The organism is Thioalkalivibrio sp. ALR17-21 (genome assembly GCF_000420185.1).
In the GTDB taxonomy this organism is placed as follows: Bacteria; Pseudomonadota; Gammaproteobacteria; order Ectothiorhodospirales; family Ectothiorhodospiraceae; genus Thioalkalivibrio; species Thioalkalivibrio halophilus.
On record NZ_ATUL01000024.1, the window covers coordinates 20,714 to 33,038 of the forward strand.

15 protein-coding genes and 1 pseudogene are annotated in these 12,325 nt (G+C 67.2%); 6 read left to right on the forward strand and 10 right to left on the reverse strand.

Translation table 11 applies throughout. The annotated features are described in order from the left end of the window. Positions 1 to 47: 47 nt before the first annotated feature. Together G020_RS0111715 and G020_RS0111720 are read left to right on the forward strand one after the other, a co-directional pair. Positions 48 to 446 carry a globin gene (locus G020_RS0111715; RefSeq protein ID WP_024329699.1) on the forward strand — a complete coding sequence of 133 codons (399 nt, stop codon included), beginning with the start codon at positions 48 to 50 and terminating at the stop codon, positions 444 to 446. Between the two features lie 30 nt (positions 447 to 476). Next, positions 477 to 1,406, forward strand: coding sequence for a patatin-like phospholipase family protein (locus G020_RS0111720; protein WP_024329700.1), 930 nt, complete (start codon positions 477 to 479; stop codon positions 1,404 to 1,406). A gap of 27 nt (positions 1,407 to 1,433) precedes the next feature. On the opposite strand, the gene G020_RS0111725 is transcribed toward G020_RS0111720, so the two are convergent. After that, on the reverse strand, positions 1,434 to 1,904 hold the full coding sequence (locus G020_RS0111725; protein WP_024329701.1) for an aminoacyl-tRNA deacylase: 471 nt from the start codon (positions 1,902 to 1,904) through the stop codon (positions 1,434 to 1,436). Between the two features lie 192 nt (positions 1,905 to 2,096). Between G020_RS0111725 and G020_RS0111730 the strand changes: the two genes are divergently transcribed. From G020_RS0111730 to G020_RS0111740, 3 genes are all read left to right on the forward strand, one after another. After that, positions 2,097 to 3,266: an RNA methyltransferase gene (locus tag G020_RS0111730; protein ID WP_024329702.1), complete on the forward strand. Its 1,170-nt coding sequence runs from the start codon at positions 2,097 to 2,099 to the stop codon at positions 3,264 to 3,266. Further along, positions 3,263 to 3,814: a hypothetical protein gene (locus G020_RS0111735; RefSeq protein WP_024329703.1), complete on the forward strand. Its 552-nt coding sequence runs from the start codon at positions 3,263 to 3,265 to the stop codon at positions 3,812 to 3,814. Before G020_RS0111730 ends, G020_RS0111735 begins: the two co-directional genes overlap by 4 nt. A gap of 95 nt (positions 3,815 to 3,909) precedes the next feature. After that, a complete protein-coding gene (locus G020_RS0111740) occupies positions 3,910 to 5,415 on the forward strand; it encodes a hypothetical protein (protein ID WP_024329704.1) in 1,506 nt (501 codons plus the stop codon). A 37-nt stretch (positions 5,416 to 5,452) separates the two neighbouring features. On the opposite strand, the gene G020_RS0111745 is transcribed toward G020_RS0111740, so the two are convergent. The 4 genes from G020_RS0111745 to G020_RS0111760 form a co-directional block, all read right to left on the reverse strand. Continuing rightward, positions 5,453 to 5,917, reverse strand: a complete 465-nt coding sequence (locus G020_RS0111745; protein ID WP_018947855.1) for a DUF2269 domain-containing protein — start codon at positions 5,915 to 5,917, stop codon at positions 5,453 to 5,455. After that, the gene (locus G020_RS0111750; protein ID WP_024329705.1) at positions 5,899 to 7,173 is read right to left on the reverse strand and encodes an SDR family oxidoreductase; all 1,275 of its coding nucleotides are present in this window, start codon (positions 7,171 to 7,173) and stop codon (positions 5,899 to 5,901) included. Before G020_RS0111750 ends, G020_RS0111745 begins: the two co-directional genes overlap by 19 nt. A 19-nt stretch (positions 7,174 to 7,192) precedes the next feature. Then, positions 7,193 to 7,549: a hypothetical protein gene (locus G020_RS0111755; RefSeq protein ID WP_018947854.1), complete on the reverse strand. Its 357-nt coding sequence runs from the start codon at positions 7,547 to 7,549 to the stop codon at positions 7,193 to 7,195. Between the two features lie 65 nt (positions 7,550 to 7,614). Further along, a complete protein-coding gene (locus G020_RS0111760; protein WP_018947853.1) occupies positions 7,615 to 8,139 on the reverse strand; it encodes a GbsR/MarR family transcriptional regulator in 525 nt (174 codons plus the stop codon). Between the two features lie 132 nt (positions 8,140 to 8,271). Here G020_RS0111760 and G020_RS0111765 point away from each other — a divergent pair, with 132 nt between their 5' ends. Then, positions 8,272 to 8,709 carry an Sbal_3080 family lipoprotein gene (locus G020_RS0111765; protein WP_024329706.1) on the forward strand — a complete coding sequence of 146 codons (438 nt, stop codon included), beginning with the start codon at positions 8,272 to 8,274 and terminating at the stop codon, positions 8,707 to 8,709. A 59-nt stretch (positions 8,710 to 8,768) separates the two neighbouring features. Here the strand turns inward: G020_RS0111765 and G020_RS0111770 are convergent, their stop codons facing one another. The 5 genes and pseudogenes from G020_RS0111770 to G020_RS15320 all read right to left on the reverse strand — a co-directional run. Beyond that, on the reverse strand, positions 8,769 to 9,485 hold the full coding sequence (locus G020_RS0111770; protein WP_024329707.1) for a nuclease-related domain-containing protein: 717 nt from the start codon (positions 9,483 to 9,485) through the stop codon (positions 8,769 to 8,771). A 255-nt stretch (positions 9,486 to 9,740) separates the two neighbouring features. Beyond that, positions 9,741 to 10,292, reverse strand: a complete 552-nt coding sequence (locus tag G020_RS0111775) for a hypothetical protein (RefSeq protein ID WP_024329708.1) — start codon at positions 10,290 to 10,292, stop codon at positions 9,741 to 9,743. 296 nt (positions 10,293 to 10,588) lie between these two features. Next, positions 10,589 to 11,131, reverse strand: coding sequence for a GNAT family N-acetyltransferase (locus G020_RS0111780; protein WP_051130346.1), 543 nt, complete (start codon positions 11,129 to 11,131; stop codon positions 10,589 to 10,591). Between the two features lie 106 nt (positions 11,132 to 11,237). After that, positions 11,238 to 12,017: a nuclease-related domain-containing protein gene (locus tag G020_RS0111785; RefSeq protein WP_024329710.1), complete on the reverse strand. Its 780-nt coding sequence runs from the start codon at positions 12,015 to 12,017 to the stop codon at positions 11,238 to 11,240. A 72-nt stretch (positions 12,018 to 12,089) separates the two neighbouring features. After that, a pseudogene (locus G020_RS15320) lies at positions 12,090 to 12,233 on the reverse strand (CopG family antitoxin); the annotation flags it as partial. Positions 12,234 to 12,325: the final 92 nt, after the last annotated feature.

The following is a 12,325-nucleotide window of genomic DNA, read 5'->3' on the forward strand; positions in this document are numbered from 1 at the left end:
TTGCCGTAGGTTACTGCGCTTTTTCCAACACGGAGGCAGTGAACACGGTGAGCTATTCGGACGTTCAACAGAGTTACGGGCGTTGTCGCCGCGAAGGGGATTTCGCCGAGCGTTTCTACGAACGGTTCCTTCAGGCCGACCCCCGAGTGGCCGAAGTCTTTGCCAACACGGACTGGACCCGGCAGAAGCGGGCGCTGGGGCAAGCCATCTCCGCTGCTCTGAGTTATGCTGAGGGGGAGACATTCATGCGCTCGACCCTCGAGCGCATGGCCCAGGTGCACAGTCGCCGCGGGTCCGTCCCGATCGAGCCGGCGCTGTACGGTCTGTGGCTGAACTGCATGGTCCGGACCGCCAGCGAGACCGATCCCAAATGGACGGATGAACTCGCCTCGCGCTGGTACGGGGCGCTGAGCCCCGCCATCGATCTGTTCATCGAGCACTACTGAGCGGAGCTGCCCGAACCACCGGAGCCGCCCATGACGAGCCGCCTGATTATCGCCGCCCTGACGATTGCCACGCTGCTCGCCGCACCGGCCCTGCAGGGCGCGGAGAAGCAGTCCGAGCGGCCGAGCATCGGTCTCGCACTCGGCTCCGGTGGCGCCGGGGGGCTGGCCCATATCGCCATCCTGCAGGTCTTCGACGACCTAGGCATCGAACCCGACCACATCAGCGGTACCAGTATCGGGGCGGTGATTGGCGGGCTGTACGCGGCCGGCCTCAGCGCCGAGGAGATCCTGGACGTCTTCGACGACTTCGGTGGCTCGCGCACGGATGCCCTTTCCGGGCTGGTCGAGTCCGATGTGCAACTCACCGAGCTGATCCCACTGCGCCTCGGGCGCAACGCCGTGCTCGACTCAAGCGAATTCCTTGAATTCCTCGCCAAACACACCGATGCCCGGACTTTTGACGATCTGCGCATCCCCCTGTCGGTGGTAGCCACCGACTACTGGAGCGGCGAACCGGTGGTCCTCCACGAGGGCGAACTGTTCACCGCGATCGAGGCGAGCATGGCCGTCCCCGGCCTGTTCGAACCGGTGCCGCAGGGCGACGACCGGCTGCTGATCGACGGCGGCACGTCCAACCCGCTCCCCTGGAATCTGCTGCAGGAAGAGCACGACTTCGTGATCGCCGTCGACGTCTCCGCCAGCCGCAAACAGACCCCCAACGATCCACCGGGCCTGACCGATCTGCTGTTCACCACCTTCAGCATCATGCAGCACTCGCAGATCCGCCACATGCGCGAACACGACCCGCCCGATCTCTTCCTCGAGGCCGGCAGCGCGGGCATCCGCCTGCTCGACTTCAACCGGGTCGAGGAGATCGTGGAAAAGGCGCATCCCAGTGCCGAAAAGCTGCGCGAGGCACTCGAGACCCGGCTCGATCCACCCGCGCAGACCGACCCGTAGGCCTGCCCGACCGCAGCGCGGCCGGGCTCAGATATGCCGTGAGAAATCTCCGTGGCGGCAATGACCGAGCAGGTTGCGAAACGCCGGACCGTCCAGCCGAATCAGCGAGACGTGGTCGCCCCCCTCCACATACACCCTGTCTTGCGCCGCGAGCGATTCATCCAGAAGGACCTCCAGCCCCCATGCGCTACCCAGGGCCGGCACCGCCCCGTATTCGCAGTCCGGGAACACCGACCGCACCTCCTCTTCGGTCGCCAGCCCCACATGCTCCCCGAGCATGTAGTGCAGCTTGCCGAACTGCAGCCGGCGCGTGGCCGGCAGGACCGCCAGCATGTAATGGCCGCCATCCTCCACCAGCACACCCTTGGTCAGTTCATCGCCGGGTACGTGGGCGGCTTCGGCCGTCCGGCTGGCGGAAACCGCACGGGGATGGCCCACAACGTCATAATTCACGTCCCGCTCGTCGAGAAATTCCTGCAATGTAGTGCTGATCGTCATCGTTCTGCCCCTCTCGCCGCGGCCGGGTCACGCAAACGCGGATCCATGCCTTCAACCCGAGGATAGACAGCCAGAAGGCCACGAGCTCGCCGCTTTCCGCCACCGGGGCCCGCTGGGGCCCTTCGACGGGCGGCCACCCGTTGATTGCCCCATACTCCCGAGGCAGCAAGTCCGGAATGACGGGGGAAGAGCATGCTTCGCATCGCGGCTGTGCTGTTGCTGGGCCTGGTGATGTTCGCCGGCTGGATCGCCGCGCAGAGCTGGGAGGCCATGCGCGTACTCCAGGACATCGAGGCCGGCGCGGGGCCGAGCGCGCTGAAGGAGCGAACCCCCAAGCCCGCGCGCGAAACGCTGTCGCTCACGACAGACGAAGGAGACATCGCGGCCGACCTGTACCATCCCGGGCAGGAGGTGGGCGCGCGCATCGTCCTGGTACCGGGCTTTACGCCACAGGGCAAGGACGACCCGCGGCTGGTGCAGCTCGCCCGTACGCTGGCGCGGGCGCGGTTTCTGGTGCTGGTGCCCGACCTGCAGGGCTCACGGGTGCTCAGCGTGCGCAGCGAGGATGCCGCGGCCATCGGTGATGCCGCCGCCCTGCTCGCCCGCCTGGAACCGGAGCGCGCTCCCGACGACCAGAACGTGGGAGTCGCCGCCATCTCCTACGGCGTGGGCCTGGCCGTGCTGGCCACACTCAAGCCGGAGGGGCAGGAAGCCATCGACTTCCTGGTCGGGATCGGCGGCTACTACGACACCGGGAACGTCATCACCTTCGCCACCACCGGGGCCTACCGGGAACCCGGCTCGAACCGGTGGCAGACGCGCACGCCCGACCCGCTGGCAAAATGGCTCTTTCTGTGGGGCAACCTGCATGTGCTCGATGACCGCGCGGACCGCGCGCTACTCGACGAAATCGCCCGCCGGCGCGCCGCCGACCCCGAGGCCCCCATCGACGAGCTGAGCGACCCACTCGGCGCGGAGGGCCGAAGCCTGCTGACGCTGATCCTGAACGATGACCGCGAGCGGGTACCGCAGCTGCTGGATGACCTGCCGGCCAGCGCGCGGGAAGCCATCGAGGCTCACTCCCTCGCCGAACGTGACCTCTCGCATCTTTCCGGCCGCGCCCTCCTCATCCACGGCCGGGACGACACGATGATCCCGCACACCGAGAGCACGCACCTCGCCCGTGCCATCGGCGAAACCGACCTGCACCGGATCGACGGCTTCTCCCACATCGACCCGCACGGCGTCGGACTCATCGGCCAGTGGCAGCTCCTGCGCGCGATGACGGACCTGCTGGCATGGCGCAACGATGGCGCCGTACACTCCGAAAACCGAACCCCGCGAACCGAGGACTTGCCATGAAGGGCTTCACGAAACCATTGCTGATGCTCGCGCTGTTCCTGCCGCTGCTGGCCGCGCCCGCGCACGCGCTGGACGGCGACACGATCGACCGCTGGCTGGCGGCGACCGAGGAACTCAACGAGTGGAGCGCGCAGCAGCCCGACGTGCAGGAACCGGAGATGGACGCGCAGGATGACGAGGTTTCGATGGCGGAGGTCCGTCAGGCCATCGAAGAGGTGGCGCGCATGGAGCAGGAGGTGGAGGAGATCGCCGCGCGTCACGGCTTCGACAGCAGCCACGAGCTGACCGAGATTGGCTCGCAGATCTTCAACGCCCGGCATGCGCTGGAGATGGAACGCCGGCTCCCGGAGATGGAGCGTGAGCTGGACGAGAGCCTGCAGCGCATCGAGGACGATCCGGACATGCCGGCGGAACAGAAGGCGACCATGCGCGACGCCCTGGAGCAGCAGCGCGAGATGCTGCACAACCTCGCGCCCGACGTGCCCGAGCAGGACATGGAGGCGGTGCGCAGCCGCGAGGACGAGCTGGAGGCCCTCTTCAGCAACTGATACCCCCTCGTTTGGAGGGGGCACATCTCCGCGGACGGTGCCATATTGAGCCTGTTGAGCATGCAACAGGACCGTCCCGAGCCAGGAGATGTTCGATGCCCGCGAAGACCCGTTTCCGCAGCCGTTCGCTGGTGCTGGCCCTCGGCCTGCCCGCACTGGCGATCACCGCGTTCACCGCTTCGGCGGATGAGTCGCCGATCCAGCTCGAACCCCTCGCCCTCGATGGCGGGGGCGATCACTACCGCTACGGCGTGCTGACCGACATCCAGGGCGACGAGATCCGCTGGACGGTGACCCAGGGCCCGGAGATCACCCGCATCCATCCCGACGAGGACTACCGTTCCGGCCTCGGCGGGCGCGAGGACCTGTTCACCGGACCGGCCCTGGATGGCGAGTTGTATCGCAAGGAGCAGGAGCTGGGGGTTCTGCTGCCGGTGTTCCAGAGCGAACAGATCGAACCGCCGCACACGTTCCAGGACATGTTCGACAACCAGCGGCGAGTGGAAGAATATCGCGTACATGTGGCCGCAACCGGCGAGACGCGCGAGATCGCCGGGGAGACGGCACAGGGCTACCGCCTGGCCGCGGTCACCGAGATGACCAACCTCGACAGCGACGATGAAGAGGCCCTGTTCTCGGTGAACCACGGAACGGTGTGGGTGTACGAGGACGTGCCCTTCTCGTCGGCGCTGCTGCAGCTGAGCCCCGGCATGTTCCGCATGGCCATCGGGCCCAACGTCCCGGACGGCCTCGAGACCCATTACCTCCACACCCTCGGCGAGGCCCTGGAACCGCTCGGCATGCCGGCCGGCCTGCAGCTTCAGGGCTTCCACACCTCCGCCGACACCCTGGAAACCATGGAGGCCCAGGACTGGGCACTGGAAGAAGACCAGTCACCCGGCCAGGCCTCGGGCATCGCCTACCGGATCGAGGTCACCGAATTCAGCGACGACGCCGACGCACCGGATTACGCCGCCCTGCAGGAGTACCCGCGCGCCGGCGCGGCCGCCTTCGAATACCTCCGCACCCCGCCCGTGCTGGCCGACATGCTGGATGTCTGCCTCCCCCTGCCCTCTGACATGCCGCGCGACGAGCTGGCGGCGATGCTGGACGAGCAGGCGACCTTCGACGGGGCCCTGGAAGGGGCCCACTCGGGTGCACTGCTCGGACAGGCGGCCTGGGGCGGCCAGGAAGATCCGCAGCGAGGCGACGGCTTCGCCCTGGTCGTGGAGGCCTTCCTGCCGGGGCTGGAAACCACCGCCTGCATGATCTTCACCCGGGTGGGTGCGGGCGTTCCCGATGACACCGGTACCCTCGAGATCGCCGACCCGCGCAGCACCGAGGCCGAAGGCCGGCTGGCCGCGCACCTGCTGGTGGGGGATGTCAGCAAACCCGGCGACATCTCCTTCCTGACCGTCGGCCAGGGCCTGAGCGGAGAGGTCCGGCTGGATACCGCCGAACCGGACGACACGTTCCACGGCCACCTGGACGTGGAAGGCATCGCCACCCCGCTGGACGACCTGGGTGCCAGCGACGGGTTCCGGCTCGAGGGCGAGTTCTCGGCGATGCAGTACTGGGACCGCGTACCCGTCGCCCGCTGATTCGCGTGCGTGACGTCCCCGCCCCGGTGCGGGGCCGTCACACCGGGCGGAACACCATCAGGGCCACCACGACGAGCATCGCCGAGAAGGCCGGGACGCCCAGCCAGAACCACAGCCGCATGCGGCGGGCGTAGGCGGGTGGCAGATCGACGCCCTCGCGGATCGCGCGGGCCGAGGTCTCGCGCATCCGCAACTGGAGCCAGACCACCGGCAGCCAGCAGGCCCCGGCCAGCAGGTACAGCGCACCGGTCCACAACAGCCATGCGCTGTCGAGCGGCCAGCCGGCCAGCCACACCATCGCGAACCCGGTCAGCGGCTGCAGGATCACCGCCGGGGTGGTGAACCACCAGTCCGCACGGACCACCAGACGGTCGGTGACCGCAATGGCCGCCGCGCTGCCACTGCGCCACACCATGTACTTGTAGAACGCACTGCCCAGACCGGTCCCGAACAGCAGGATCGCCCCCAGCACGTGCAGCGTCTTCAGTCCGAGGTAGAGCATCGCCGGGGCCCCTCCATTGCGATCAGCATCAGCGTGGCCACGATCAGGGGCAGGTTCTTGCTGAGCGGCCCGAACGGGTCGATCCACAGCTGCGGAAGCAGCAGCCCCGCGCCCAGGGTGTAACCGGCCATCATTACGACCTGGATCCACGCCACCTCGCGCACCCGCCAGCCCGCGAGCAGTGCCAGGCCCAGCAGCACGTCCACCAGCGCCAGACCATACAGAGCGGTAACGGCCGGGGCGGCCGTCAGACCGGCCGACGCCAGCAAGTCCAGACTGGCCTGAGGCGGATGCAGCAACGCCGACACCAGCCCGGTCCAGATCCAGACGAAGGCCAGCGCGAAGCGCAGCAGCGGGCGCAGACCGTACAGCCGCGCATGCCACAACTCCGCCTCGCTGGACGGCCGGGCCGCCAGCGCCCCGGCAAAACCGCGCGGGCGCCACCCGAACCCGCGCTCGAATGGCTCCACCGGGGCCGTGCTGCCCCGCCGCAACAGGTCCACCATCGACCCGTTCACCGGAGCCACGTGCAGCCGGCCCGCCAGCGCCGCCCCCGCGCGCGCAAGCCGCGGCGCCACCGGCAGGGCTCTCCAGCGCCCCGCCCCCAGCCAGGCGCGCCAGCGGGCCAGCACCCGCGCCAGCGTCACCGGCTCGGCCCCCACACAGTCCAGCACCTGGCAGCGCGGCTCGCCGCACTCGACCGCCTGCACCACCGCGCGCACCAGGTCATCGACATGGACGGGCTGAAGCATCTGCCCGCCGTCGCCCACCAGGGGCACCCACGGCAAAGCCGCCAGGGCCCGCAGAAAGCCGGTACTGGCCCCGCCTTCGCCATGCACAATGGACGGCCGCAGGATCAGCCAGTCCAGCGGCCTGGCGGCCAGATCCGCATCCGAGCGCCCCCGGCTGCGCAGCCAGGGGTCGTCGGCGGCCGGGTCCGCCCCCAGTACCGATATCTGGATCACGCGGCCGACCCCGGCCTGCTCGCAGGCCGTGAACAGGGCGGCCGGAGCGCGCTCATGCAAGGCCGCGAACGACTGTGCACCCTGCTCACGGGCAATGCCGGCAGCATTGATCACGACATCCATGCCCGTCACACGTCCGAGCCAGTCCTCCGGCCGATGATCCCGAGTGAAATCGCAGTGGACCGGTGCGGCGCCACGCGCGCATCCGACCACCTCGTGGCCGCGCTCGCGCAGCGCCCGCTCCAGATGGCGCCCCACAAAACCCGTGCTGCCGGTCAGCAGAATGCGCATCCCGTTACCCCCGGCGCGCTCATTCGCCGCCGGCCGCGCCGCGGGCGCGGTCGACCAGCGCGACCTTCCAGATCACCAGGCCGATCACCGACAGGGCCAGGAACACACCTCCCAGGGCGTGGAACAGGGTCCCGCGGATCAGCTCGACGGAGCCCATGCCGCCATGTTCGGCCGCCAGCAGGATCACCTGCAGCAGCGGTGCGATCAGCACCATCAGCCGCGTGAAGTTGACCCAGAAGCGCGCCGCGGCCTCGCTGCCGCACACCTCCCCGAGCAATGGCTCAAGGGCCGGCTGAATCAGATGAATGACGACCAGACTGATGCCCAGTGCAGTGGCCAGCTGGACTCCGAGAATGACAAGCGGCTGGATTTCCATGGCATGACTCCTTTTCCTTGGTTTCGGTTGTTTCTGTCTATACAGAAACTACCGGGCAAATTTTTTTACTTGCCCAGCAGGCTCTGGATCCGCGCCCCCATCTTCATCAGCTTCACCAGGGTCTCGCGGTCCAGTCCCCGCATCTGCTCGTACCAGCCAAGCAGCTGCTCGAGGAACTCGAGGGTATCGTTCATGCGCGCCTTCGCCTCGGGGGTGGTTTGCGCATCGGATTCGCTGTCCAGCACGCACTGGCGCAGGGTCGTAAGGGTCGGGTCCAGCTCGCGTTCCTTGCGCCCTTCGAGGATGGTCATGAAGATGTCCCAGACATCCTTCTGCGACACGAAGTGATCGCGCCGGTCACCCAGTTCGTGCACCACCTTCACCAGCCCCCAGGACTGCAGCTCGCGCAGGCTGGTGCTCACGTTGGAACGGGCCACGCCCAGGGTCTCGGCGATGGTCTCCGCGGTCAGCGGGTGCTCGCTCAGGTACAGCAGCGCATGGATCTGCGCCACCGTGCGGTTCACGCCCCAGCGCGATCCCATCTCGCCCCAGTGCAGGACGAACTTTTCCATGGTCGGGCTCAGCTGCATCAGTCCGTTCTCGAATTTCTGTTAAAACTGAAATTAGCGAACACATCGAAGACCGTCAAGCGAGCCGACCTTCCTCCAGCCCCGCGCGAGCGTGATAGCCTTCACGCTTTTTCAACAGGGGAAAACCACGCCATGCTCCGACTGCCCGCCGCCATCCTTGCCGCCCTGTTCGCCTCCGGCTGCGCCATTTCCCAGCATGTCGAGCCCGTGCCGGAGCGCCAGGCCATCGAAAAGGTCTACGTGGAGCACAACCCGGACGTGCACATGGAGGAGCTGAACGACTCGCTGGTGGGCATGTTCGAGGACATGGGCATCGAGTCCGAGCTGTACCGGGGTACGCGGCCGGCGGACGCCGAACACCACCTGGAGTTCACCGCCAACTGGACCTGGGACCTGGCCATGTACCTCACCTACTTCGACGCCCGGCTGTACGAGCAGGAGCAGCTGATCGGCACCGCCGAATACGATGCCCGTCGCGGCGGCGGGCGCCCCGACAAGTTCGGCCCCACCGAAGAGAAGATCCGGCCCCTCATGCAGGAACTCGTCACCGGCGAGCCGGCCGAGGAGTAACCCATCGCGCGGGACCGCCCGGCCCTGCCCGGACCCCGGTCCCGCCCGGCTTCGGCCCTTCAGCCCTTCAGCGCCGCGATGGCCCGGACCGTGTTCTCCTTCACCGGGCGCGGGCGCTCCGGGCGGAAGCGGCGGATGTAGTCCACCAGCTCCGGCCCCGTCAGCACCGGTACCGACAGCTCGCCCGAACGCCCCAGCGACACCTCCGGGTGCGTGAACAGCACGATCGGCTGGATCCAGCGCTTGGCCTTGCGGCCCTTCAGGTACTCGCTCAGCAGCCACACCTGCTTCTTCACCTGCCGCACCGGGTTGCGCATCTGCTTGGTATAACGACTGCCGCGCCGCCCGGTCTTGCTCACCGTCCACTGCGAGGCCTGCTCGTCGCAGTCGATGGCCCCGCTGTTGTGCTTCACCTCGATCACGAACAGCGCCTCCGGCCCCGCCACCACCAGATCCGCCTCGGTCACGCCCGTGCGCGAACGCTCATCCGGCAGATCCACCTGGTTGAAGACCGTGAACGAGTCGGGCAGCTCCGCCAGGTACTCCAGCGCCGCATCCTCGCCGCGCGCCCCCGCCTCGATGACCGCGCTGCCGCCCACCAGGCCCACCAGCGCGACCACCCCCGCCAGCGTCACCAGCCCCACCAGCGGATGCACGAAGAACGCCCCGAGTGCCACCGGCAACCCCAGGAGCAGCACCAGGTTGCGCCCGCGCCTCTGGATCGCCTGCGACTCTTCGGTCAGACGGTTGGCGGTGATGTAGCGGGTATCAGCCATGGATGCCTAGCATCTACTCCAAAACAGCGTCTACTCAAGGTTCCGGATGGGTCTCCCCGTCATAATGCAGCCTGAATTCGCAGAATAAGCACAACGCCTGATACACCCGGCAACGGCACTGCTTTCGATCCCGACGGAGCTTCAGCAGGGACCCTTCCAGTGAAATCGATGCGTGACATGCCGGACGTGCTCCGAGAAATGATGGCGATTCACCCGTGCCATGCCCCGCGCTATCTCCTGAGGAGTTTCCGTGGGTTACCCTGGCCCGACCCCGTCATGCCATGAAGCAGGCCGAGGCGGCTCCCTGCTGTCCTCGCCGTAGCGTTCGTGGAATGCCCGGCAGGCCTCCACGATGCGGTCCTGGTCCCACGGACTGAACATTTCTAACGGGCACTCGACGCGCCCGGGCCGCCGCAGGAACCCGCGAAAACGAAGGGAAGAACAAAACTCTCCGGGGCGCAGATATAGAAAGACGATCACCGTGCCCGTCTGCTTCACGGTAAGGCTTCCGACTTCCTCGACCTCCGACCATGGCACAAACGTGGTGCCAAAACGGGACATGCGGTCGAATGAGACCCCGCGCGGTTCTAGTTTCAGGGTCCGGCGAGGATTGCGCAGGACACGAACAAGGGGAGGCACCCACACCAGAAGACCGAGCGCCAGCGGACCGAACATGACCCACCCCGCCGGCGCGGCCTTGTGGGCGAGGTCGATCAACGACACGGCCGGAACAACCAGCATGGCCACTAGGCTCGCGGGCACCCAACGGGTCTCCCGGAAAACGACAATCTCGTCCGAGTCTTCCATCTTCAATCATCCTCCGTGACACCATCTCCATCCGCCCGGCCTTTCCAGCCGAGCGAGCAGCCGAAGGCTAATACCTTCCTTTAACCGCGAATCCTGTTAGCGATGCAACCCCGACAGCTTGTTCCCATTCAGGCCGAGGGTACTGACCTGCGGTTTGTAATGCCCCCGGGTTTACACGCTCTACACGGTTAACGTGGGCTGTACCCGTGGTGCCGTATAGCCCGGTGCCAGGTGCGACCGCCAGGCGGCGGTACCCCGCCGTGACCTGCGCCACCAACCACTCGTTGTTCCGGGGTTCAGGCCCCGGGGAGCCCCGGGACCGGCTTCGTCATCAGGACCCAGTCGCCGGAATGCCGACAACCGGACCAGGGCAACAGCGGCCTGCGCGCTAAGTCGGCAAAACCGAGCCGGTCGTAAAGCCACCGGGCACCCCGGTTTTCTTCCGCCACGATCAGACTGAGACTATCCGCACCGCTCCCGGCCGCCGCCTCCTCCGCGCGCTGCATCAGCGCGCTTCCAACGCCGCGGCCGCGCCAGGCCGGATCGGCCGCCACGGCGTTCACGTACCAGTACCCCGGGGCCAGCGCCTCCAGCTCGAGCAGCGGACGCACCACGGCCGGGGCCTCGCTCAAGGGCTCGACGTCATGCGGATCGGGCAGGCGGTACCCGAGCAGCATCCCGACGACCTCATCCCCGATCTCGGCCACATGAGCATTCACGTAACTGAAACCGCCCTCCGTCCCGCTTACGGCGCCCGCACCAAACTCCAGAGGATCCCCATCCCGCCCGGCGGATTCCCGCCACAGATACATCGGAATCCCCTCGCCCGCGATGTCCATGAGCTCCGCCAGTCGCCGCGCATCCCCGATCTCTGCCGCACGTACCTCAGATCCATCTCGCACCCCCACCTGCCCGGGATCCACCACGCCCGCTAACCCGTCGGCCCTATTGCAGGGCCCTGATCCCCCGGCACGCGGGATATTGCGAACAGCCCCAGAACTGCTGGCCGGCGCTGGCACCCTTGCGCGCTTTTCGTTTCACCATCGCACTGCCGCATTTCGGACAACCGGGTGCCGCGGGCGCCGCGTGGCGCTCGCGCAAACCCTCCACGTGCGCCCGGCGGGTGTGGCGCGAACGCTCGAGGCCGCCATGCTCCAGCGTGGTCACCATCTCCTCGACCTCGCCTTCGCTCCACGCCTCTTCCCGGAACGAGCGGATGTAACTCAGGAGCCCCAGGCCACGGACCACGTTGTCCGGCATCGGCGTCTTGAACGTGCTGCCGCCGACGAAAACCACCACCGAGTGAATCTTTTCCGGGTCCACACCCAGCACCTCGGCCACCGCCCGTTCGTGGCGATAGTTCTGGCGCAACGGGTTCTGAAACCGGAAGGACCGCCGGTAGATCTTCTGGGTCCACTGGGCCTGACGCTCACTGCCGAAGATCCAGCCCCGCATGTTCTTCGTCTCGATGACGAAGATCCCGAACCGCGACACCAGCACATGATCGATCTGCGTGGTGCCGTCCGCGGTCGGCAGCGTCAGGTCATGCACCACCCGGCCGGACTTGCCGTCCAGGCCAACCGCCAGAACCAGTCGTATCCACAGCTCGCCGAGCCAGCCCTTCACCTGCGGAAGCCGGGCGATCGCCACCAGCGCCAGCAACAGCCACGCCCACCAGAACTGCGACGCGGCCGCCAGAAACATCTCAACCAGGTTGATCTCCATTACGTCTTCCTTGTCGTTCCCCGGAACAGGCATCCCCTGCCCCAGAGGTTGAACATCAAGCCGACTTTACGTCGTGTCGCCGGAGGGCTCGAGGTCCGGAAGCTCGACGGCAGCAGCGCGCTCCCAATCAACATAATCGCTGGAATCATGGCTTTCCCGGAACGCCCGCTCTTCCTCCGCGTCCTGAAACCCGGGGATCTTCCTGTCTTCGCTCATCGTTCGCTCCCTTCCGGGGTCCACCCGGAACATCACAGGGCCACGCGCGGCAGCCACCGCCCGAACCGCTGCACGCCCTGCACGGTACCGTC